The sequence below is a fragment of the Pseudomonas sp. B21-035 genome (genome assembly GCF_024748945.1).
Classification (GTDB): domain Bacteria; phylum Pseudomonadota; class Gammaproteobacteria; order Pseudomonadales; family Pseudomonadaceae; genus Aquipseudomonas.
In genome coordinates, this window is sequence record NZ_CP087179.1 from 4,895,054 (window position 1) to 4,916,869 (window position 21,816).

The following is a 21,816-nucleotide window of genomic DNA, read 5'->3' on the forward strand; positions in this document are numbered from 1 at the left end:
ACGCCTTTGGCACGCCCTTGAAACCTGGCATTTTTGCCAGGTACCGCTAATCAGCTGCAACGGCTACATCGCTGTAACGAACCTGAAATTTGAGACTCCATAAGCGTGTTTAGCCTAAGGTCACCAACAGCATGGAAACCTTCTCGACTCACGGATTGATCCGCCTCGGCAAAATACTGCTCACAGCGTTCATTGGGATCTTCGGTGCGCTAGTGGTATTCGGCAACCTCACCGACTACGCCAGCAACTTTGTCTTCGTCCAACACACCTTGAGCATGGACACGACCTTCCCGGGCAATGCCCTGCTCTACCGCTCAATCACCTCGCCGCCTCTGCACCACCTGTTCTACTGGTTGATCATTGCCGCCCAGGTCCTCTGTACCTTGTGCTTCGTAGTCGGTGCCTGGCAGATGTTCAAACACCGATGTGCCGACGCCCGACACTTTCACAAGGCCAAGCGCTTCGCCGTTGCCGGTTGCCTGCTGGGGCTGCTGATCTGGTACCTGTTCTTCCAGGTGGTAGGCGGTGAATGGTTTGCCATGTGGCAATCCACGCAGTGGAACGCCCTGGCCACTGCGGGGCGGATCGTCGACTTTCTGTTCGCCACGCTGATTTTCATCAGCCTCAAAATAGATGATTGAGGCCGGTTGCCAACAATGCTCCTGCTTGAGCCGGCCCCTGTGGGCTGGCTGTACCGGCCTCATCGCGGGGCAAGCCCGCTCCCACAGGTTCGGTGCGATAGCTACCGCAAGGCCACCACCGGCTCGACCACCTTGGGCCGGGGTTTGCGAAACACCAGCACATTGCCCAGCATCACCAGCACCAGGCCTGCCAGCGCCGGTGCCGTCCATTGATAACCCTCATAGAACGCCGAGACGTTCAGCGCCACCAGCGGGAACAACACCGTGCAGTAAGCGGCCCGCTCCGGGCCCATGCGCCCGACCAGAGTCAGGTAGGCGGTAAAGCCGATCACCGAGCCCGGAATCACCAGGTACATCAGCGAACCGATGTAGCGCGTGTTCCATTCCATGGCGAACGGAATACCGCTGACCAGGCAATACAGGCCAAGCATGCTGGCGCCATAGAGCATGCCCCAGGCATTGGTGGTCAGCGGGCGCAAACCGGCTTTTTGTTGCAGGCTGGAGAGCATGTTGCCGGCCGAAAAGCACAGGGTTCCCAGCAGCGCCAGGCCCAGGCCGATGATGGTTTCACGGCTGGCGGCATGCCCGGACAGCTCGGGCCAGAACAACAGGCCCAGCCCGGCCAAGCCGAGGGCGCCACCGGCCAGCACATTGGCGGCCACCTTCTGGCCGAAGAACACCCGCGCATTCAGCGCGTTCCACAAGGTCGCGGTAGAGAACACCACGGCGATCAGGCCGCTGGGAATCCACTGGCTGGCGGTCAGAAAGCACATGAAGTTGACGCAGAACAGGCACAAGCCCTGAGCCAGGCAGATCATGTGACCGCGACGGTTCATCGGTTGCAGGCGGCGGCTGAGCAGCAGAATGACAAACAGCACCAGCGCCGCCAGGGCAAAGCGGTAAACGATCGACACCGGGATGGCGACCACCCCCAGTTGCAGCTTCAAGGCAATCCAGGTGGTGCCCCAGATCAGCACAGTGAGCAGGTATAACGACAGGTTCATGGCGGCACTCCTCAATTCCAGGCCACCAGTGTGCAGCCGTCCCCGCCAGTGGCACTTGCACATTCTTGCGCTTTTGCGCAGGCAGCAGCTGTCAGCCCGGGCGCGGCGGAGTAGGATGGCCAACAGAGGTAGCGACCATGACGCCGTTGGACCAGCTGCAAGTTTTCAAAGCCATGCACGACTCACCCCATGCCCGCCTGGAACACAGCGCGCACCTGGGGGACGGCCTGGCGGCAGCCCTGTGGAACAACCGCCACGACGCCCGCGACTACGAAGCGCCCAGCCATCACACCCTGTCGTGCTACATCGCCGACGGCACCGGCACCTTTCGCCGCGACCGCCCCGGCCACACCGGCTCGCCCGACAAACTGTGCATCATGCCCGCCGGTTCCGCCTCGCACTGGGTGGTCAACGGCTCGATCCGCCTGGCGCACCTGTATATCAGCCAGGAGCAGTTCGCTCTCGGCTGCGTCAGCCTGCTGGACCGCGAACCGCGCGAGCTGCAATTGCAGGAAGCGACCTTTCTCGACGATCCCGAGCAGGCCCGGCGCTTTCGTCAGTTGATTGCCCTGGACTGGGACGAGCCCGCCGAACGCCTGCTGACCAGCAGCCTGGCTCACGAGATTCTCGACCACGCCCTGCTCAGCCAGGTCGGCCTGCGCCAGGGCCTGCGCCTGAAGGGCGGGCTGGCCGCGCACCAGCGCCGGCAACTGAGTGAATATGTCGAAGGCCACCTGGATCAGCCGCTGAGCCTTGGTGAGCTGGCGACGCTGTGCAACCTTTCCGAGTACCACTTCGCGCGAATGTTTCGTCAAAGCTTCGGCCTGCCGCCGCACCAGTACCTGCTGGCCCGACGCCTGGCCAAAGCGCGGCAATTGCTCCGCCATGGCCAACTGCCGCTGGGCGAAGTGGCGCTGCTGTGCGGCTTTGCCAGCGCCAGCCATTTCAGCAACCGCTTCCGCCAGGCCCTGGGAGCAACGCCCGGCGCCTACCGGGCGGCCTTCAACAGTTAAAATTCGAGGGTGCTGGACAGGCTGACCTGGCGCGCATCGCCCACCGAGACAAAGTTGCGGTTCACCGCCGAGCTGTAATAGGTGCGGTCGAACACGTTCTTGACGTTCAATTGCAAGCGCACCTTGTGTTCGTCCAGGCGGGTTTCGTAACTGGCGAAGGCATCGGCGACGGTGTAGCCCGGCAGCTCGAAATCGTTCTCGGCGTTGCCGGCCCGCTCGCCGACATAGCGCGCCCCGGCGCCCAGGCGCAGGCGGTCGCCACCGAACAGGCTGCCGGCATCATACACCGCCGACAGCGAGCCGCTGTGGCGCGCCACGTTCTGCAGGCGATTACCTTCAAGCGTCGGGTCCTGGGTGACTTCGGCGTCGATGAAGGCATAGTTGCCGATCAGGCTCCAGCGCTCGCTCAACTGCCCGGTCAGGTCCAGCTCGATGCCGCGCGAGCGCACCTCGCCGGCGTTGCTGTAGAGCGTGTCGCCGGTAGCGGAATCGAAGTTGGCCACCAGCACGTTGCGCTTGCGGATGTCGAACAGCGCCAGGGTGCCGGTCAGCGCCCCCGGCATGTCGAGCTTGGCGCCCAGTTCCCAGGATTTACCCTCCTCCGGTTCGATCCCCGAATCCAGCACCAGGCCGCCGGTCAGCGGGGCGATGCTGGAGTTGGGCTTGAACGATTCGCTGTAGCTGCCATACAACGACAGCTGCTCGTCAACCTTGTACACCAGCCCCACCCGCGGCACCCAGGCCTGACCGTTGGTGTTGGTATTGGCCTTGAACGGCCGCCCGCGCCCGGCGAGCTGGTCGTACATCTGGTAGCGCGCACCGGCGACCAGAATCCAGTGTTCATCGAGGTGGATCGAATCCTGGAAGAACAACGAGTCGCTGCGCAGCTTGTCGGTCTGTGCGCTGTCGCTGTCGCGCACGCTGGTGCCCTCAACTTCGCGGCTATACACCGGGTCGAGGTAACTGAAAGTGCTGAGGCTGCCCTGGCGGATCAGGTCGGCGCGGTAGACTTTGCGGTACTCATTGTCGAGGCCGAGCAGCAGGTCATGCTGCATGCCCGCCAGTTGCACCTTGCCCTCCAGGCTTGCGGTGGCGAAACGGTCGCTGCTGAGCGCGCCACGGGTGCCGTCCATGCTTCGGCTCAGGGTGCCGCGGGCGGCGTTGACGGCGGTTACCCGCACCTGGCTGGCGTCGTAGGTTTCGCGGTTGTAGCTGAAGCCGAAGTGGGCTTTCCAGTCGTCCGCAAGCTGATGATCGACCTCCAGGCGGTAAAGGTCCGAGCGCCCTTGCATGTCGTTGAACGGCTCGTCCAGGCGCCGGGTGCTGGGGATGTCCAGCGGGTGGTTGGTGCGCGGGTCGATGGCCGTGCCGCGGTCGAACGGGTAGAGAAACTCGCGGTGCTCGTAGGCCAGCAGCACCTGGGTGTCTTCGCCGAACCAGGCCAGCGACGGCGCCACCAGCGATTCACGGTGGGTACCAAAGTTGCGCCAGTAGTCTTCGTCTTCATGGTCGAGCACCAGGCGGTAGGCGAAGTTGCTCTGGCCCAGGGCACCCGTGCTGTCCAGGCCGCCACCGCTGCCGTTCTTGCCGCTGCCATAGGTCGAGCCGCGCAGGTTCAGGGCGTTGTATTGCTGCAGTTGCGGGCGCTTGCTGACCACGTTGATCACCCCGCCCGGGTCCTGGATGCCATACAGCAACGAGGCCGGGCCCTTGAGCACTTCGACCCGCTCAGTGCTGGCATTGAGGCTGCGGCCCTGCACGATCGGCATGCCGTCACGCATGATCGAGCCGTCACGGTTGTCGCCAAAGCCGCGCTTCATCACCGTGTCCTGGGTGCCGCCGAAGTTGTTGCCCTGGGTCACACCGCTGACGTTGGCCAGGGCATCGTCGAGGTTGCGCGGGGTCTGGTCCTTGAGCACCTGGGCCGGCACCACGTTGATCGCCTGGGGCGTCTGCATGATCAAAGCCTGGCTGCGCATCACCGAGCTGCTGGCTGGCGGCTGGTAGCTGTAGTCGGCATCGGCTTGCGAGTTCACCGTGGTCGCGTCGAGCTTGAGCGCAGCGCCGGCATCGAGTGGTTCGAGGGTCAGGGTGCGGGCATCGACCCGGCGTACGGCAAAACCCGAGTTGCCCAGCAGTTGCTGCAGGGCCTGCTCGGCGCTGAGGCTGCCGTGCAGGGCCGGGGCGTTGAGCGCCGGCAGATCGGTGGTATAGATCACGCTTTGCCCGGTCAGCCGGCTGAAGTCATTGAGCGCCTGCACCAGCGGCTTGCTCGGCTGGGCAAACACATAGACTTGCTGCGCGGCCACCGCGCCCAGGGGGAATGCGCCCGCTGTGGCCAGGGCCGAGACACTGAGCCAGATTGAAAAGCTGCGCGCTGCCGAGGGGGTGAACTTCATGACCGGTAACCTGTGAAGGAGTGACGTTTATGCGAATGAATCGCACTTTCACTCACTACACGGTTGTCGCGCGAAATTACCTCATCAGTTTTCTGAAAATATTTTTCAGCGGATCAGCGTCACCCGCTCCAGCAGGGTATTGCGCTTGAAGCCCAGCACCGCGCCGAGCGAATCCAGCGCCGCCAGCGGCTGGCTGGCCGGGAAGCTGCCGCTGACCTTGCGTTTGCCCAGTTCGCTGTCGAGCACGATGATGCGCCCGGGATAGTAGCGGGCCAGGTCGTCGATCACCGTGCTCAGCGGCACCTGGTAGTAATTGAGCCAGCCTTGGCGCCAGGCCAGGCGCGATTCGCTGTCCACCGCTTCGACGGCGCTGGCGGTGCCGTGGCGGTAGGCCACCTGCTGGCCGCCGCTCAGCTGTTGCTGCAAGCGCCCGGGCTCGGCGGTCACCGCCACCCGGCCATCGAGCACGGTGACCCGCGCGCCGCCATTGTGCTTGCGCACCTCGAAGCGGGTGCCGAGTACCCGCGTCTCGCCCTTTGCCGCCTCGACCACGAACGGCGCGCCGGTGTGGGTGACATGAAAGAACGCCGCGCCACGGCGGATCGTCACCTGGCGCTGACCCTCGCTGAAATCTACCGACACGGCGCTGCCAGCATCCAGAGTCATGTGCGAGTTGTCGGCCAGCACCACTTCCTCGACTTGCCCCGGCGCCGTGACGTAATCCGCCTGCAGGTCATCCAGCCAGTAGGCCGGATGCCAGCCGGCAGCGGTGCCCAGCGCCAACACCAGGCAGGCAGCGGCAGCCAAGGTGGCGACACGGCGCCAGGTGCGCCCCGCTGGCGGTTGCTGCATGGCGCGCAAATAGCCTTGCAAGGCCGGGTCGTCCTCGGCTGCCAACAGGCTCGCCGGCGCTTCGCTCAGGCGCCACAACGCCTGGGCCTGGGCATAGGCGCGGCCATGGGCCGGATGGGCGAGCAACCAGCGCTTGAACTCGGCGCGCTCGGCCAGTTGCGGTTGCTCGTTGATCCGGCTCAGCCAGCCCAGTGCGGCCTGGTGCTGCGCGGCGGTGATGTCAGTCATGGTGCTTTCCCTGGCTTGCGGGTGCTGGCCGGCGGCAGCTCGATACTCGCCTTGCACGCCTCCAGTGCGCGCATCATATGTTTTTCCACCGCACTCTGGGACAGGCCCATGGCCTTGGCGATCTCGGCGTACTTGCGCCCGTGAATGCGGTTGAGCAAGAAGATCTGCCGGGTACGCTCGGGCAGCAGGCGCAGCGCCGCCTCGATGCGCTGCAGGTCGCTGTTTACCTCCAGGGCCACTTGCGGTGCGCTGACATGCTCGTCGGCCACCTCCAGTTGCAGGCTGTCGTTGACCCGCTCGCGGGCACCTTCGCTGCGCAGGTGATCGATGGCGATATTGCCGGCGCAGCGCAGCAGGTAGGTATCGAGCGCCTCGACCTTGACCTGCGGCCGGCGCCAGAAGCGCAGGAACAACTCCTGGATCAAGTCCGAGGCGGTGGCCCGGCAGCCGATGCGGCGGCTGACCAGGGCTTCCATCTGCGCCCGTTGGGCGAGAAACACCTGCACAAATCGCGCGCGCCCGCTGGCCCCGTCGGTGTCGTTGCCACCTTCGGCGGGTAGATCGAGCGGCTCGTTGACCAAGCTACAGCGACGCCAGGGCAGTCAATGGCGCCAGCACCACGCTGGCCGCCGCCAGGCCCAGCAGCAGGCGCGGCTGGTAAGGCAGGAGGAACACCCACAGGGTGACGCCGGCCATCAGCACCGCGAACAGCTCGACCAGGCCCATGGCCCAGCCGCTGTGGCGCACCGCCAACAACAGCGCCAGGGCCAGCAGCGCCCAGCCCGCCACCCGCAGCGCCGCACGCCGCGCATTGCTCGGTGGCTGTCCGAGCAGGTCCTTGTAGTGCTTGTCCATGGCCAGGCACAGCGCGGCGAAGCCGGCAAAACCAAACAGGGCAATGGCCAGCATCAGTTCACCTCGCTTTCAATCAACGTGCCAGGCGCGGCCTTGGGCTTGCGCTTGGGCGCGACTAGCGGCGCCCGCCACATCTTGCTGGCAGCCCAGGCCAGGAACAGGCCGCTGGCCAAGGCGGTCAGGTCGAAACCAGCCATGGCCCAGTCGCCGACGGCGAGCGAGTGGTTCAGGCCCTGGCCGGTGGTCAGGCCGTTGAGCAGCGGCAAGCCCGCCCACATCAGCGCGCCGAGGCCCAGTTGCTCGGCCCAGGCTCGGCGGCCGCGGCGCAGCATGGCGTGCACCAGTGACAAAGCCCAGAGCAGGAAGAAGCAGTTGGTCTCCCAGTCGGCACGGCCTTCAAGGTCGATCGGCAACAAGCGGTTGGCCCAGAAGAACGCCGCCACACCCAGCAGCAAGCCGCTCATGCTGGCGATGTTGAGCACCTCGACCAGGCGCAGCTCGAACGGCTGGGTGCCGCTCTTGGCATGCTTGAGCTGGCGCTTGCCCAGCCACATGACCAGGCCGGTGCCGATCACTGCGGTGCCGGCCAGGCCAAAGAAGAAGTACAGCCAGCGCAGCCACGGCCCGGCGAAAATACCCATGTGCAGGCCGTACATGCCGCCGGAAATCAGCACCGGCGTGGCCTCGATCTGGCTGCCGCCCTCAAGAGTGCCGTTAACCCCGTCAAACAGCCAGCCACCGCCGCGCTGGTGAGCAATGCGGTCACCGGCATGGCGGGCGAACCGGACCCGGGCGTTCTGGTCACCGGGGTTCTGTACCTCGACCCAGGCAAGATTGGCCCCGGGCGCCTGCTCCTGGACCTTGGCGTACAGCTGCGGCAAGGGCAGCAACGGCGCCGCGGTGCCGGCGGCCTGGACCTGGCTCTGGCCGCCGAACAGGTCGTTGAAAAAGCCACGGGTGTTGTCGCCATAGCTGGCGATGATGCTGGCCGGCATGACCATGGCCATGAAGATCACCAGGCTGCTGTAGCTGATCATCAGGTGAAACGGCAGCACCAATACGCCGATGGCGTTATGCCCGTCGAGCCAGGAACGCTGGCCCTTGCCCGGGCGGAAGGTGAAGAACTCCTTGAAGATCTTCTTGTGGGTAATGATCCCGGTCACCAGGCCCAGGAGCATGATGAACGCGGCAAAGGTCGACAGCCAGCGGCCCCAGGGGTGAGGCATCTCCAGCTGGAAATGGAAACGGTAGAAAAAATTGCCGCCACGGGTCTCGCGCGCCTGCAATTCGGCGCCGGTGGCAGGGTCGAGGGTTTTGGAAGTGAAGTCGCGGCGCCCGCCTCCAGCCTTGGGCCAGCTCACGCTCAGCGCCGGTTCGCGAGCGTTGGGCAACTCGATGAACCAGCTGCTCGCAGTCGGCGCATGCTCTTGCAGGTAGCGTTGGGCCAGGTCCAGGCTGGCCGCCGGATCCAGCGCCCGGCTGGGCACTTCCGGCTGGGTCCAGTGGCTGATTTCTTCCTTGAAGTAGGACATGGTCCCGGTCAGGAAAATTGCAAACAGCAACCAGCCGAAGATCAGCCCGGTCCAGGTATGCAGCCAGGCCATGGCCTGGCGAAAGCCCTCTTTCATGGGTTTTTCATCCAGTAGGCCAGGCCGCTGATCATCGCCAGCACCAGGCTCGGCACCAGTACTCCCAGCCAGGCCTGCCAGGCACTACGACAGGCGAAGCACCAGAGAAAAGCCACCAGGTAGAACAGGAACGACAGCATCATGCCGCTGATCACCGCCTCGGCACGCGGCACCGGCAACAGCAGGGTGATACAGACGCTGGCCATGGCCGCCAGCAGGTAGCCACCGAACACGGCAGCCAGGCTGCGGGAAGTCACGGCCAGGCGATAGCTGATGGGCAGCCCGGCGGCTTTGCTTTTCATGGCATCGGTCCATTACGAGAAGCGCACAATAATAATGATTTATATTCTCATAAGCAAAACCGCAGGCCGGCCGATCAGAACGACAGGTCGACGCCCATGGTGTAGCGGCGGCCGTCCAGCACGGTCTGGTAGTTGTCGTAGTCCACTTCCTTGTTGAAGACGTTGTACACACCGGCCAGCAGCTTGACGTTCTTGGTCACCCGGTAGGTGCCGCCGAAGTCGACGAAGGTGTACGACGGCGTGCCGTCGGACATGGTGGTGCGGCCCAGGTAGTCCGAGGTCTTGCCGCGGTAGTTCAGGCGCGCCCAGGTCCCCAGCTGGTCGGTGGCCTGCCAGTCGAGGGTGGCGTTGAACATGTGCCGCGGCATCTGGTTCAGGGCCTTGCCTTTCTGCGGGCCGCTCTTCTGCTCGGAGGCGGTGAAGGTGTAGTTGGTGGCCAGCGACACGGTCTGGGTGATGTCCCAGTCCAGGGTCGCTTCGATGCCGCGCATCTGCGCCTCGTCAACGTTGACCCGGTCACTGATGAACTTGTACGAGGTACCGCCGATCTGGCACTGGCCCGAGGCATTGCCGGTGCTGTCGGTGCAGCGGCGGGTCTCGGTGATCTTGTCCTTGAAGTCGGTGTTGAACAGGGTCAGGCCGGTGGAGAATCCTTCGAGGTTGTCCCAGATAAAGCCGATTTCCTGGCTCAGGCTCTTCTCCGGCTTGAGGCTGGAGTTGCCGACGATGATCGCCGGGTCGCCACCGCCACCGGTGATCTGGCCCCAGTCATCGACGGCGGCGCGGATGTCCGGCGAGCGGTAGCCGCTGGATACACCACCCTTGATGGTCCACTGCTCGGTCGGGTGGTAGACCCCGTACAGGCGCGGCGACCAGTGCGTGCCGTAGTTCTCGTCGCGGTCCATGCGCAGGCCACCGGTCAGGGCGAAGGCTTCGGTCAGGCGCCATTCGTCTTCGGCAAACAGGGCCCACGACCAGCGGGTCAGCTGGTTGACGCTGGCCGCCGAGGCCAGTTGGTTGCCTTCGTCGCTGAGGTCTTCGTACTTGTACTGGCCACCGAAGGTGGTGATGTGCGAATCGCTGAAGAACGACACCTGCGAATTAAGCACAGTGTTTTCCAGTTCCATGCGCCGACCCGGGTTCTCGATCTTTTCGCGCTGCAGGTAGCTTTCGCTGGTGAGGCTGTCCCAGCGCCCGGAATGGGTGATGGAAAAGTTGGTACGGTCGTAGTCGTTACGGCTGGCGGAACGACTGGCGGAACGGCCGACGTGGGAGTTGCGCTCCTGCTCGGACTTGCCCGCTTCGAGGGTGATGTCGTTGTGTTCATCCGGGGTGAACGACAGCTTGGCCGTAGCGCTGTCGGTGCTCTGCTCGTTGAAGCCGTTGACGATATGGTCTTCGTCGCGGCGCGAGCGCTGGCCGTACAGCTGCAGGCCGACCAGGTTGTCGACCAGGGGCCCGGAGATGAAGGCGTTGGTGCTGTTGTAGTTGCCCGAGTCGGAGCGGTCCTGGAAGGTTGCTTCGGTGCGCACGCCGCCGTACCACTGCGGGGTGACCTTGCGGGTGATGATGTTGATCACCCCACCCATGGCGTCGGAGCCATACAGCGAAGACATCGGTCCGCGCACCACTTCGATGCGCTCGATGGCTTCCAGCGGCGGCATCCAGCCCTGTTCGATACCGGCGCCGTCACTGTTCGGGCGGGTGGCACGCGAGTCCTGGCGTTTGCCGTCGACCAACATCAGGGTGTACTTGGAGGCCATGCCGCGAATGCTGATGTCGCTGGAGCTGGCGCCACCAGTGACCACCACGCCCGGCACATCGCGCAGGGCATCGGTGACGTCACGGTAGGACTTGTTCTCGATCTGCTCGCGGGTAATCACCGAAATCGATGCCGGCGCATCCTTGATCTGCTGGGAGAAACCCGACGCAGTCACCACCATGTTGTCCAGCTCCAGCGGCTGGTTCTGAGCTGTGGCTTGCGCGGTGTAGAGCGAGCAGAGGGTAAGCGCGAGGCAGGATTTACTGAAAGTCGGGGACACGAGGACCTCTCCCTGAGAAATGTAAAGGTTGCGTAAATTCATCTAGGGAGCGAATGCTATTCATTCTCAAATGTGAGTAAAGCGTATTTACGTTTTTTACATTTCCCCGATCCTCTGCTACGCCCGTCAGTCAGGCACCGATTGCCGAGTAGTGGCACCTTTCACTACAATGCGAACAATTCTTATTCTGTTGCGCATCCCGGCGCCGGAGTGTTCACGGTGCCCAGCGCTCCCCCTTCCTCGCTCGAAGGCCTCTACCTCGACCATCACAACTGGCTCACTGGCTGGTTGCGCCGGCGTCTGGGCTGCCCCGACAGCGCCGCCGACCTGGCCCAGGACACCTTCATGCGCCTGCTCCAGGGCCGCGAAACGCCGCTGCTCAACGAGCCGCGGGCGTTCCTCACCACCGTCGCCAAACGCGTGCTGTGCAACCATTACCGCCGCCAGGACCTGGAGCGCGCCTACCTCCAGGCGCTGGCGCAGTTGCCCGAGGCACTGGCACCGTCGGAAGAACACCGGGCAATCATTTTCGAAACCCTGCTGGAGCTCGACCGCCTGCTCGACGGCCTGCCACTGGTGGTCAAGCGCGCGTTCCTGATGGCCCAGGTCGACGGCCTGAGTTACGCCGAGATCGGCGCGCAACTGGGTATCTCCCTGGCCACGGTCAAGCGCTACCTGAACAAGGCGGCCATGCGCTGTTACTTCGCCCTGTGAACGGCCATCAGGAGTTTTCCCCGCAGGTGGCCGAACAGGCCGTGCACTGGCTGATCGAGCTGCAGGGCGGCGCCCTCGATGCGCGTCAGCAACAGGCCCTGCAGCAATGGTTGCAGGCCGACGACAACCACCAGCGCGCCTGGAAGCACATCCAGCGGGTCAACCAGCGTTTGCGCGGCCTGTCCTCGCCCCTGGCCCACGCCGCGTTGCAGGCGCCACGTTTGGCCAGCCGCCGCCGGGCGCTGAAAACCCTGCTGATCCTCGGGGTCGGCAGCGCCAGTGGCCTGGCCTTGCAGCAGCACAACCGGTTGCCGACATTGCTCGCCGATTACCGCAGCCCGGTCGGCGAACGCCGGCGCCTGGCCCTGGACGACGGCAGCCTGCTGCAGCTCAACACCCGCAGCGCCGCCGACGTGCGTTTCGATGCCAGCCAGCGCCTGGTGCACCTGCTCGAAGGTGAGCTGCAACTGACTGTGGCCGGCGATAGCCGACCGCTGCAACTGCGCAGCGAACACGGCCTGCTGAACCTGGGCAACGGCCGCTACAACCTGCGCCAGTTCGCCGGCTACAGCCAGTTGGCGGTGTTCGAAGGCAGCGCCAGCCTGGCCGGCAATCGCCTGGGGGCGGGCCAGCAAGCGCGCTTCAACGGCCCGCATTGGCAGGCCAGTCAGGCCCTGGACAGCAACCTCGGGGCCTGGGTCGACGGCATGCTGGTGGCTGCGCACATGCCCCTTGGCGCGTTTCTCGACGAGCTCGGCCGCTACCGCCGCGGCCAGCTCAACTGTGCACCCGAGGTAGCCAATTTGCTGATCTCCGGCAGTTATCCACTGGCCGACAGCGAACGCATTCTCGACCTGCTCGAGGTGGCGCTGCCGGTGCGCGTGCGGCGCTTTACCCGCTACTGGGTGACGGTCGAAGCGCGGGCCTGAAGGTTTTTTCCACTGACCTGAGCCGTTTTCACCTCTCGCGTGACAGAGAAGGCAGAACCCTTTGCTTCGACCTTCTCAAGGATCTTCTGCATGCCCCTTCGACCGAGTCCACTTGCCCAGGCCCTGCGCACCCTGCTGCTGGGTGCCAGCCTGAGTTTCAGCGCCGTTGCCGTCCAGGCAGCCGAGGCCCCGGCGCGCAATTACCAGATCGCCCCGAGCACGCTGGAAAACGCCCTGAACCAGTTCGGCCGTGAAAGCGGCGTGCTGATCTCGTTTGGCTCGCAGCTCACTCGCGGTGTGCATAGCCCCGGCCTGCAGGGCCAGTACAGCCCGCAGCAGGGTCTCGATGCATTGCTGCAAGGCACCGGCCTGCACGCCCGCGCCGAAGGTGACAACGCCTTCAGCCTGCAACCGCTCGCGGCCGCCAGCGCGCCGGTCGAGCTCGGCGCCTCTACCGTGGTCGGCGACTGGCTGGGCGCGGCGCAGCAAGACAACGTCTTCGAACATGCCGGTGCCCGCGATGTAATCCGCCGCGAAGAATTCGAGCGCAGCGGCGCTACCACCGCGCGCGAAGTGCTCAACCGCATCCCCGGGGTCAACGCCCCGGAAAACAACGGCACCGGCAGCCACGACATGGCGCTGAACTTCGGCATTCGCGGGCTCAACCCGCGCCTGGCCTCGCGCTCGACGGTGCTGATGGACGGCATTCCGGTGCCGTTCGCACCCTATGGCCAGCCACAGCTGTCGTTCGCTCCGATCAGCATGGGCAACATGGACGCGGTGGACGTCGTGCGCGGCGGCGGCGCGGTGCGCTACGGCCCGCAGAACGTCGGCGGCATCGTCAACTTCGTGACCCGGGCGATCCCCGACGAGCCGACGGTGAAAGCCGGTTTCCAGACCCAGACCAGCCCGTCGTCCAGCCACGACGGCTTCAAGACCAGCGCCAACCTGCTCGCCGGCGGCACCAACGCCAACGGCCTGGGCGGCGCCCTGCTGTACTCCGGCAGCCGTGGCGGTGACTGGCGCGAGCACAGCGACACGCAGATCGACGACCTGATCCTCAAGGGCAAATACCAGCTCGACGAGGCCAACAGCCTGCACGCCATGGCCCAGTACTACGAAGGCGAAGCGCAGATGCCCGGCGGCCTGAGCGTTGCCGACTACGATGCCGACCCGTACCAGTCGACCCGCCTGCAGGACAAGTTCTGGGGCCGGCGAACGATGTTCAACTTCGGTTATGACTACAAGGAAGACGCCCGCCAGTTCAGCGTCAACAGCTTCTTCACCAAGACCCTGCGCAGCGGCTATCTGGACCAGGGCAGCTTCGTCTCGCTGTCGCCGCGCGAGTACTGGGTACGCGGCATCGAAACACGCTTCTCCCAGGGCTTTGCCCTCGGCGAGAGCTGGCATGAAGTGGGTGTCGGTTACCGCTACGTCAACGAAGCCGGCCACGAGCTGCGCTACCGCGAGCCGATCGCTGCCAACCAGTTGCCGACCAGCGCCAGCCGCAACGACCGCGACACCCGTGGCAGCACCGAAGCCCATGCGCTGTTCCTCGATGACCGCATCGACATCGGCCAGTGGACCATCACCCCGGGCATCCGCTACGAAATGATCGATTCCGAGCAGTCGAACAAACTCAACGGCCAGCGCTACCAGGGCGACTACAACACCGCGCTGCCGGCGCTCAATGTCATGTACCACCTGACTGACAGCTGGAACCTGTACGCCAACACCGAAGGCTCGTTCGGCAGCGTGCAGTACAGCCAGATGCCCAACCGGGTCAGCAGCGGCGAAGTGAAACCGGAAAAAGCCCGCACCTGGGAACTGGGAACCCGCTACGACAACGGCAACCTGCAAGCCGAGATCGGCGCCTTCCTGATCAACTTCGACAACCAGTACGAAAGCAACCAGACCAACGATTCAGTGATCGCCCGCGGCGAAACCCGTCACCAGGGCATCGAGACCAGCGTCAAGTACGCCCTCGAAGGCCTCAACCCGGCGCTGGCAGGTTTCGACGTGTATGCCACCTACGCCTTCGTCGACGCCAAAATCCGCGAAGACGGGCCGAACAAGGGCAATCGTGTGCCCTTCTCCTCGCGCCACAAAGGCACCTTGGGCATCGGTTATACCGAAGGCCAGTGGCAGCTCAACCTCGACAGCAGCTACCAGAGCGACCAGTTCGCCGACAACGCCAATACCGCGGCCGAAAGCGCCGACGGCAGCACCGGGCGCATCCCCGGCTACATGCTGTTCAGCAGCCGCGCGGCCTACGATTTCGGCCCGCAACTGTCGAACCTCAACGTCGCCGTCGGGGTGAACAACATCTTCAATCACCAGTACTACACCCGCTCGTTCGACGACAACAACAAGGGCAAGTACGTGGGTGAACCCCGTACGGTATACCTGCAGACCTCCGTCGCGTTCTGATCCAGCGCATGCAAAAGCCCGGCCTGTGCCGGGCTATTTGCTACAAGATATTTTTATTTCAAAAGGGCTTGAATTGTTTGGCCAAGTGCCTGACCTTGTAGTCAAGAGGCGATGGTTGTCACAGGCCGCCAAGGCCCCATCGATTCTCTTGCGAGCTAGCTGAATAAGGGATTGAACTATGCAAATCCAGGTCAATAGCGACAACCATATTCAAGGCAACATCCGGCTGGAAGAGTGGGTCCGCAGCACGGTAGAAAGCACGCTCGAACGATATGACGAAGACCTCACCCGCATCGAGGTCCACCTGCGCGACGAGAACGGCGACAAGCCAGGTCCGCACGACAAACGCTGCCAGATGGAGGCACGCCCAAAAGGCCATCAACCGATTTCCGTAAGCCACAAGTCCGCATCCCTCGACCAGGCTGTCGAAGGCGCCGCAATCAAACTGAACCACGCCCTGGAGCACTTCTACGGCAAACTGCGCAGCAAACGCGCGGTGGCCCAGCAAAGCATCGACGGCGCCCAGAATGACGGGCTGTTGCAGGAAGAGTTCCTGGAGAACGAGCAAGCTCGTATCAACTGAACAAGCAGCAACGCAGACGGTAAAAAGGCGAGCCCATGGGGCTCGCTTTTTTTATGCTCAGGTTTTTGAAAGCTTGATCAGGCCGAAGCCGATAAACAACCAGGCTGAGCCAATGATTGTCAGCCAGGAAGCCACTAGCATTCTGCGTCGAAGGAACCGAGGGAAGTTACGCAACTCTTCGGCATCCATCATCCCTGATCGAACACTGAGTTTCGGATAGAGCAATGCTCCGCTGATTGTACTAAGCAGATAGCAACGTGACCTCCAACCTGTCGTCCCCCAGAAAGGCATCTGCTGTTGAAGCCAAAAACTCTTTTGCAGGCTCGCAATCATGGTCTCAAAGTTTCGACTTAGGGCAAGGTAAGTACTCATCGCCACACCAGACATCATGATCACGAACGGCGTGAACAAGAAGGCGAATCGTAACCCTGGATGCCAGGTGTAATATTCAAAGATCATGACTCCATGCCAACTGTACCTCTGCACTATTCAATCTTTCGATAATTTAAGAAGCGCTACGGCTATTAGCATCCAGGCAAAACCAGTAGTCGTCAGCCAGACGGATGCAACCATTCGATACCTAAGAGGTTTTGGGAAATTTCGTATCTCGTCTGCCTCGAACAAGCCTCTACGTATTCCGATCGCCGGAAAAACCATCGCAGCGCAAACAGTGTTAACCAAGAAGCAACGTGATTTGAGACTCGAATTGCCCCAGAACGGTATCTGTTGCTTAAGCCAACGACAGTTTGGAAGCGCTGCAATCATGGTGTTGAAGTCGCGACTGCAGGCTATATGCGCACCTATCGCCACGCCGGAAAGACTGAGCACGAAAGGAGTCAGCATGAAAGTAAATGCCCACCAAGAGCTCCAAAATCCCGTCATGAATTGACCTTTTTATAAATGAATTCCCTGAGCCATTCGCCACCTGCTTCAACTCCTGGCCCGCCCGCAAGCGACTCACCAGAAAAGCTTCCGGCCTCAGCAAATCGAATCTTTTTACACCCATCCTTCTCCTCTGCTCTGCAAACTTCCAAGGCGAGCCCATGGGGCTCGCTTTGGAATGCTCAGGTTGCTGAAAGTTTGAGAAGGCATACATTTAGGAGCATTCCTATGCACCCCAAAATCGTGAGCCAGAACGATGCGATCAACCACCGTCGAAGGTAAGATGGAAAGTTACGTAAGTCTTCTGCATTCAGCCTCCCGGTGCGAACACTGAAGCTCGGGAACACAAGAAAGCCCGAGATACCGGCAACCAGATTGACTCGAGCCGTCGGAAGGATCAGCCCTCCCTTTAATATCTGCTGCTCTGGCCAACGACTGTTCTTAAGGGCTGCAAGCATGACGTTCAAGTGTCGACTACTAGCCACGTATCGGTTGATAAATACGCCTGTCACACCAGTTACAATGGGGGTGAGCAGGAATGAAATCTGGATATCAGAATGCCAAGTGTAGTAATCAAACATCATGGTTCCATCCGGTTGTAAATCACCTTCACCTTGGGCTCAAATAATTCCTGAATAACGAGCAAACTCGCCTCAACTGGTAATCAACGACGCAGACGGTAAAAAGGAGAGCCCCTGGGGCTCGCCTTTTTTTATGCTCAGATTTTTGAAAGTTTGATCAGGCCGACACCGATAAACATCCACACCGAACCAATGATGATCAACCAGGAAGCAATCAACAATCGCCGCCGAAGCCGTGGCGGAAAGTTGCGCAGATCCTCTGCATCCATCATTCCCAGGCGGATACTGAGCTTTGGATAAAGCATTGCACCGCAAATCGTGCTGAGCAAATAACAGCGCGATTTCAACCTGGTGGTCCCCCAGAACGGTATCTGCTGCTTGAGCCAGACACTGTTTGGTAGGCTGGCAATGACGAGGTCGAAGTCACGGCTTCGGGCGATGTAGGTTTCCATGGCTACGCCGGCTATACCCATCACGAAGGGGGTCAGCATGAAGGCAAATGCCCACCAAGAGCTCCAGAAGTTGCTCATGGACTTGTCTTCTCATACAAAAATTCCCCAATCCATTCGCCACCTGCGCCAACCCCCACCCCTCCTGCAAATGATCCCCCTCCCACTAGGACGATTCCACATACCGCCAGACCAATTCCGCCGGCAGCCGCAGCGGCGACGCCACATACAGCTACAGCTGTCTTCCCTCCCAGATAGGCACCAGCAGCACCACCCGCCACCCCCCCAGAGAAACTCCCAGCCTCAGTAAATCGAATCTTCTTGCATTCCTCCGTCTCCCCCGCTCTACACACTTCCTGCACTTTGAGAACCGACGCGCCACCCCCCAGGGCAATACCGACATACCCACCGTGCTTAAGGTATTTCGCGGTCCGGGATACCTGCTCAGGGTGGGTGGCGTAACCCGGGATCTCTCCCGGCGCACCGGCACGGCTCCAGTGGTGAACCAGGCTTTTGGTCGAGATGCCGAGGTCTCGACGCAGGCTCTCGTAATTGCCCAGGTTCAATGGCTTGTTGAGAAACGCCGTCTTCAACTGGGCATCCAGCTGGCGGTACAGCTGTTGGCGGGAGGCGAAAAACTGCGGGCTGTTCAGATGCCCGTAGGTGCTGAACGAGCGCTGATGCAGCTGTTCAAGCGCGCGCAGGCTGTTTTCAACCTGGCTCAAACCATGACCGAGCATGTCTTTGCCGACGCCCATCGACTGGCTGGCGCCGCTGAACAAGCCGGCAATTTCACCCTGGTAGCGGACCATGAAGTTGGCCTCTTCCTCGGTCAGCGGCGCCAGTACCTCGCGCACCTGGGCGGCAGCGGCCATCAGTTGTGCTTCCTCGCGGGTACAACTCATGCCGTTGTCGGGGTCGCCGAGGACGAACAGCTCACCGGCCTTGAAGCCTTCGGCGAAGCTGGGGTTAAGCCGTTGCAGCCGGGCGCTGAGGTAGCGGTTTTCGCCGCCAAGCCGGGCCAGCACCTGCTGGCCCGACATGCTGCGTGGCACCACATAGAAGCCCGGCTCCAGCGTGCCGGGCGCACTGGACATGGCTGAAGCGGGCCCGGTCGTACCGATGGCAGTTGGCCTGAGCGTCGCCGCAGGCGGCTTGAAGGCCTGGCCAGCCGGCGCGGCAAAGCCGCCCGCTACCGGCGCCGCTCTGGCGCCGCCACCATCCAGCGGCGCGACCAGGTGGTTACTGCCGGCCGGGCAGCCGCAGTCGATCTGCGCACCATCAAAGGCGATCGGCAGCCCGTTGATGGTCCAGTCAGCATACCCTTCGGCAATCTTGCCGGCCTGGCCGCACTCCGGGCAAGGCGTGGTGGCATCCCCCAGGCGCAGGCTGCCGACCCCGTTCTGCAGGTGACTGGACTGGCTGCTGAGGCAGGTCGCCCCGCTGGTGGTCGGGTCGCCATGCTGCCCGGCGCCGCGACCATTGAGGCTCAGGCGATAGACCATCGCTCACCTCGCGCTCGTGAGGAAATCGTCCGCCATGGGTACACCTTGCTGCTTGCTGATCAGCACGGTGTTTTGTGGGGTATCGATGATTTCATCACCGTTGCTCAAGGCACTGCCGACCAGGGCAATGGCCTGATCCTGCAGTTGCCCTTGGGCTCCGGCGCCGCTAATGATGTGCGCGCGGCTGCCGTCCGGATACTCGGCATAGTCACCGGTCTGCGCCACGCGCACCACCTGGCCATCGTCCAGGGTGATGGTCAGTGGGGCACTGGCCTGGCGAATGACACCCCCCTTGCGCGTGCGGCTGCCTTGGGTTGCCAGACGATAGATGGCTTCGGTAACAGAGGATGAAACGGCTGCGCTCTGTTGCGAAGTCAGCGCGTTGGTGAAGGAAGAGGTGGGTTGATTATTCCGTGTCATGTGTAGCTTCCTTGGGCAAATGAAGCCCGGAACCTAGCACGGTAAAGGTGGCCTTCTGCTTGGGCAGAAGCAATTCAGAAGCATCCCACTCGGTCGTAGGATTTAGCTGTCAGATATCGCAAAAGACCGTGAGAAAAATCACCTGAACCAACCCTCCCTCACCCGGTCAATCACTGCATGTCTTTGCCAGGTGAAGCTCCATGATCAACCCTTTCGCACAGATCAACGCCGCTTTTGCCCCCGAGTACCGGGTCAACCTGAGTATCGAGCGGCTCGACGGCAGCATCATGCTGACCCTCTCCAACGACACCGGCATCGTCGCCAAGCGGCTGATCAGCCCGGCCCAGCGCAACGACCCGCAGCGCCTGCAGCGCTTGATCGAGAGCGTCCAGTTCGGTATCGCCATCGAACAGGGCCACAGCGCCGTGGAAACCCTCGCCGCCATGACCCGCAACGGTGCAAAAGCCGGCCAGGTTACTTCGCTTCCTTGATCTCCTTGCCACTAGCATCGATGGCTTTGGTCGACGGGTAGCGGTACGAGGCGTAGCGCACCACCAGGATCGAGAACGCCAGCAGCAGGATGCCGCCGCACACGTACAGCAAACCGGCGTCCGGCGCCTTGTGGTGCGACACGTCGCCAATCAGCAGGCGGGTCAGCGCGGTGATCGCTACATACAGCAGGAAGCGGATCGGCATGTGGTTGGTCTTGAAGTAGATCCCCACCATGGCGCCGAGCTCGAGGTAGATGAACAGCAGCAGGATGTCGTCGACGCTGACGCCCTTGCCGAGCATCTCGATGAAGGTGACCACGGCCGCGTAGGCAGTGATGCCACCGATGCCGAACAGGGCCAGGTAGTGGAACGCCTCGACGCACAGGTTGCCCAGCGAGTCGGCCGAGCCATGCAGGCTCTTGCGCAGTTTGTCAGCCCAATTGATGCTCACGATACGGTTTCCTTGATACGGCTGGAAGGATGATGCGCCAGGCGCATGACGCTTTGTCTGCATGCAGTAAAAAGGCCAGGCCCCCTGCTTGAGAAGGCGACCGATTGCCGCAAGGCACAGCCATCGCTGGCCGTGCCCCTATCCTTTCAGTTCGCGGTTACCGAAACGTGTTTACTCCAGCGCCGAGGCCGGGCCGAAAAATTCGTAGCGGCTCTGCTGCTCGGGCACGCCCAGGCCCTTGAGGTGGCGCTTGACGCTGGCCATGAAGGCTTTCGGGCCGAGGAAGTAGGCGTCCACATCACGCTCTTGCGGCAACCACTGGCCAAGCTGATCGGCGCTGAGCAAACCCACGGCGTCCGCCGGCAGGCTGACGCCATCGTCCTCGGCATAGCAGTAGAAGCGCTTGACCTGCGGGTGGCGCGCCGCCAGTTCATCGACCCAGTCGCGGAAGGCGTGCACCGCGCCGTTGCGCGCGCAGTGAATGAAGTGCACCAAACGGCCGCTGTCCAGCGCCGCTTCGAGCATCGGCAAGGTCGGGGTGATGCCGACGCCGCCGCTGATCAGCACCAGCGGCTTGTCGCTGGCACTCAAGGTGAACTCGCCCGATGGCGGGAACAGGTTGATGCTGTCGCCTACCGCCAGCTGCTGGTGCAGGTAGTTGGAGACTTTGCCGCCGGCTTCGCGCTTGACGCTGATGCGGTACTGGCCGGCATTGCTCAGGGCCGACAGCGAATAGTTGCGGCGCTGTTCGACGCCGTCGATCAGCAGTTGCAACCCGATGTACTGGCCAGGCTCGGCCTGCAGGATCGCGCCGCCATCAACCGGGGCGAAGTAGAACGAGACGATTTCGCTGCTCTCCTCGACCCGCTCGACCAGCTTGAATGCGCGCGCGCCGCGCCAGCCGCCAGGGGCCGCAGCTTTTTGTGCATAGACCTCGCCTTCGGCGCCGATGAGGATATCGGCCAGTTGCTGATAGGCCGCGCCCCAGGCGGCGATCACTTCAGGGGTGGCGATGTCTTTGCCGAGGACTTCTTCGATGGCGCGCAGCAGGCAGCTACCGACAATCGGGTAATGTTCCGGAAGGATCTGCAAGGCCACATGCTTGTTGATGATCTGGCCGACCAGGCCACCCAGTTGTTCGAGCTGGTCGATGTGCCGGGCGTACATCAGCACGCCATTGGCCAGGGCCCGTGGCTGGTCGCCGCTGGCCTGGTGGGCCTGGTTGAACAGCGGGCGCACTTCGGGGTACTCGCTGAGCATCAGCTTGTAAAAATGGGTGGTCAGCGCTTCACCGCCGCTTTCCAGCAGGGGTACGGTGGCTTTGACGATTGCACGATCCTGGGCATTGAGCATGGATGACTCCTGAGCCTGTGGCTTCTTGATGAATGCCTGAGTTATTACAGCTTTCGTGCCAACT

General features: G+C 62.6%; 21 protein-coding genes. 7 read left to right on the plus strand and 14 right to left on the minus strand.

Annotated features, from left to right (window positions below):
• Nucleotides 1-131: 131 nt before the first annotated feature.
• On the plus strand, nucleotides 132-641 hold the full coding sequence (locus LOY22_RS22300; RefSeq protein WP_093379651.1) for a DUF2165 family protein: 510 nt from the start codon (nucleotides 132-134) through the stop codon (nucleotides 639-641).
• 101 nt (nucleotides 642-742) lie between these two features.
• Here the strand turns inward: LOY22_RS22300 and LOY22_RS22305 are convergent, their stop codons facing one another.
• On the minus strand, nucleotides 743-1,645 hold the full coding sequence (locus tag LOY22_RS22305; RefSeq protein WP_093379647.1) for a DMT family transporter: 903 nt from the start codon (nucleotides 1,643-1,645) through the stop codon (nucleotides 743-745).
• A 137-nt stretch (nucleotides 1,646-1,782) separates the two neighbouring features.
• Here LOY22_RS22305 and LOY22_RS22310 point away from each other — a divergent pair, with 137 nt between their 5' ends.
• Nucleotides 1,783-2,658, plus strand: coding sequence for an AraC family transcriptional regulator (locus tag LOY22_RS22310; protein ID WP_195884991.1), 876 nt, complete (start codon nucleotides 1,783-1,785; stop codon nucleotides 2,656-2,658).
• Here LOY22_RS22310 and LOY22_RS22315 read toward each other — a convergent pair.
• The 7 genes from LOY22_RS22315 to LOY22_RS22345 form a co-directional block, all read right to left on the minus strand.
• Nucleotides 2,655-5,057: a TonB-dependent receptor gene (locus tag LOY22_RS22315; RefSeq protein ID WP_258594842.1), complete on the minus strand. Its 2,403-nt coding sequence runs from the start codon at nucleotides 5,055-5,057 to the stop codon at nucleotides 2,655-2,657. The genes LOY22_RS22310 and LOY22_RS22315 overlap by 4 nt on opposite strands.
• Nucleotides 5,058-5,162: 105 nt before the next feature.
• Nucleotides 5,163-6,137 (minus strand): FecR domain-containing protein, encoded by a 975-nt coding sequence (locus tag LOY22_RS22320; RefSeq protein ID WP_045197189.1) that lies wholly within the window; start codon nucleotides 6,135-6,137, stop codon nucleotides 5,163-5,165.
• Nucleotides 6,134-6,718 carry an RNA polymerase sigma factor gene (locus LOY22_RS22325; protein ID WP_045197187.1) on the minus strand — a complete coding sequence of 195 codons (585 nt, stop codon included), beginning with the start codon at nucleotides 6,716-6,718 and terminating at the stop codon, nucleotides 6,134-6,136. Before LOY22_RS22325 ends, LOY22_RS22320 begins: the two co-directional genes overlap by 4 nt.
• 1 nt (nucleotide 6,719) lies before the next feature.
• Nucleotides 6,720-7,046 (minus strand): DUF3325 domain-containing protein, encoded by a 327-nt coding sequence (locus LOY22_RS22330; protein WP_093379632.1) that lies wholly within the window; start codon nucleotides 7,044-7,046, stop codon nucleotides 6,720-6,722.
• The gene (locus LOY22_RS22335) at nucleotides 7,046-8,620 is read right to left on the minus strand and encodes a PepSY domain-containing protein (RefSeq protein ID WP_258594846.1); all 1,575 of its coding nucleotides are present in this window, start codon (nucleotides 8,618-8,620) and stop codon (nucleotides 7,046-7,048) included. Before LOY22_RS22335 ends, LOY22_RS22330 begins: the two co-directional genes overlap by 1 nt.
• A complete protein-coding gene (locus tag LOY22_RS22340; RefSeq protein WP_045197184.1) occupies nucleotides 8,617-8,922 on the minus strand; it encodes a DUF3649 domain-containing protein in 306 nt (101 codons plus the stop codon). Before LOY22_RS22340 ends, LOY22_RS22335 begins: the two co-directional genes overlap by 4 nt.
• A gap of 74 nt (nucleotides 8,923-8,996) precedes the next feature.
• The gene (locus LOY22_RS22345; protein WP_258594848.1) at nucleotides 8,997-10,964 is read right to left on the minus strand and encodes a ligand-gated channel protein; all 1,968 of its coding nucleotides are present in this window, start codon (nucleotides 10,962-10,964) and stop codon (nucleotides 8,997-8,999) included.
• A 219-nt stretch (nucleotides 10,965-11,183) separates the two neighbouring features.
• On the opposite strand from LOY22_RS22345, the gene LOY22_RS22350 reads away from it, so the two are divergent.
• The 4 genes from LOY22_RS22350 to LOY22_RS22365 all read left to right on the plus strand — a co-directional run bounded on the left by LOY22_RS22350 (nucleotide 11,184) and on the right by LOY22_RS22365 (nucleotide 15,620).
• Complete coding sequence (locus LOY22_RS22350) at nucleotides 11,184-11,678, plus strand: sigma-70 family RNA polymerase sigma factor (protein WP_045197879.1); 495 nt, start codon at nucleotides 11,184-11,186, stop codon at nucleotides 11,676-11,678.
• Nucleotides 11,675-12,607: a FecR domain-containing protein gene (locus tag LOY22_RS22355; RefSeq protein WP_258594850.1), complete on the plus strand. Its 933-nt coding sequence runs from the start codon at nucleotides 11,675-11,677 to the stop codon at nucleotides 12,605-12,607. The genes LOY22_RS22350 and LOY22_RS22355 overlap by 4 nt, the downstream gene beginning before the upstream one ends.
• 90 nt (nucleotides 12,608-12,697) lie before the next feature.
• Nucleotides 12,698-15,037 (plus strand): TonB-dependent Fe(3+) dicitrate receptor FecA, encoded by a 2,340-nt coding sequence (gene fecA, locus LOY22_RS22360; RefSeq protein ID WP_258594851.1) that lies wholly within the window; start codon nucleotides 12,698-12,700, stop codon nucleotides 15,035-15,037.
• Between the two features lie 178 nt (nucleotides 15,038-15,215).
• On the plus strand, nucleotides 15,216-15,620 hold the full coding sequence (locus tag LOY22_RS22365) for an HPF/RaiA family ribosome-associated protein (protein WP_045197178.1): 405 nt from the start codon (nucleotides 15,216-15,218) through the stop codon (nucleotides 15,618-15,620).
• Nucleotides 15,621-15,677: 57 nt separating this feature from the next.
• On the opposite strand, the gene LOY22_RS22370 is transcribed toward LOY22_RS22365, so the two are convergent.
• The 4 genes from LOY22_RS22370 to LOY22_RS22385 all read right to left on the minus strand — a co-directional run bounded on the left by LOY22_RS22370 (nucleotide 15,678) and on the right by LOY22_RS22385 (nucleotide 19,457).
• Nucleotides 15,678-16,079 (minus strand): hypothetical protein, encoded by a 402-nt coding sequence (locus LOY22_RS22370; RefSeq protein ID WP_045197177.1) that lies wholly within the window; start codon nucleotides 16,077-16,079, stop codon nucleotides 15,678-15,680.
• Nucleotides 16,080-17,220: 1,141 nt separating this feature from the next.
• Nucleotides 17,221-17,613 carry a hypothetical protein gene (locus LOY22_RS22375; RefSeq protein WP_258594854.1) on the minus strand — a complete coding sequence of 131 codons (393 nt, stop codon included), beginning with the start codon at nucleotides 17,611-17,613 and terminating at the stop codon, nucleotides 17,221-17,223.
• On the minus strand, nucleotides 17,610-19,037 hold the full coding sequence (locus tag LOY22_RS22380; RefSeq protein ID WP_258594856.1) for a PAAR domain-containing protein: 1,428 nt from the start codon (nucleotides 19,035-19,037) through the stop codon (nucleotides 17,610-17,612). Before LOY22_RS22380 ends, LOY22_RS22375 begins: the two co-directional genes overlap by 4 nt.
• 3 nt (nucleotides 19,038-19,040) lie before the next feature.
• On the minus strand, nucleotides 19,041-19,457 hold the full coding sequence (locus tag LOY22_RS22385) for a hypothetical protein (protein ID WP_258594858.1): 417 nt from the start codon (nucleotides 19,455-19,457) through the stop codon (nucleotides 19,041-19,043).
• A gap of 200 nt (nucleotides 19,458-19,657) precedes the next feature.
• Between LOY22_RS22385 and LOY22_RS22390 the strand changes: the two genes are divergently transcribed.
• Nucleotides 19,658-19,948 carry a DUF3509 domain-containing protein gene (locus LOY22_RS22390; RefSeq protein ID WP_258594860.1) on the plus strand — a complete coding sequence of 97 codons (291 nt, stop codon included), beginning with the start codon at nucleotides 19,658-19,660 and terminating at the stop codon, nucleotides 19,946-19,948.
• On the opposite strand, the gene LOY22_RS22395 is transcribed toward LOY22_RS22390, so the two are convergent.
• Nucleotides 19,932-20,399: a phosphate-starvation-inducible protein PsiE gene (locus tag LOY22_RS22395; RefSeq protein ID WP_258594862.1), complete on the minus strand. Its 468-nt coding sequence runs from the start codon at nucleotides 20,397-20,399 to the stop codon at nucleotides 19,932-19,934. The genes LOY22_RS22390 and LOY22_RS22395 overlap by 17 nt on opposite strands.
• Before the next feature lie 171 nt (nucleotides 20,400-20,570).
• Nucleotides 20,571-21,752: an NO-inducible flavohemoprotein gene (gene hmpA / locus LOY22_RS22400; RefSeq protein WP_258594864.1), complete on the minus strand. Its 1,182-nt coding sequence runs from the start codon at nucleotides 21,750-21,752 to the stop codon at nucleotides 20,571-20,573.
• Nucleotides 21,753-21,816: the final 64 nt, after the last annotated feature.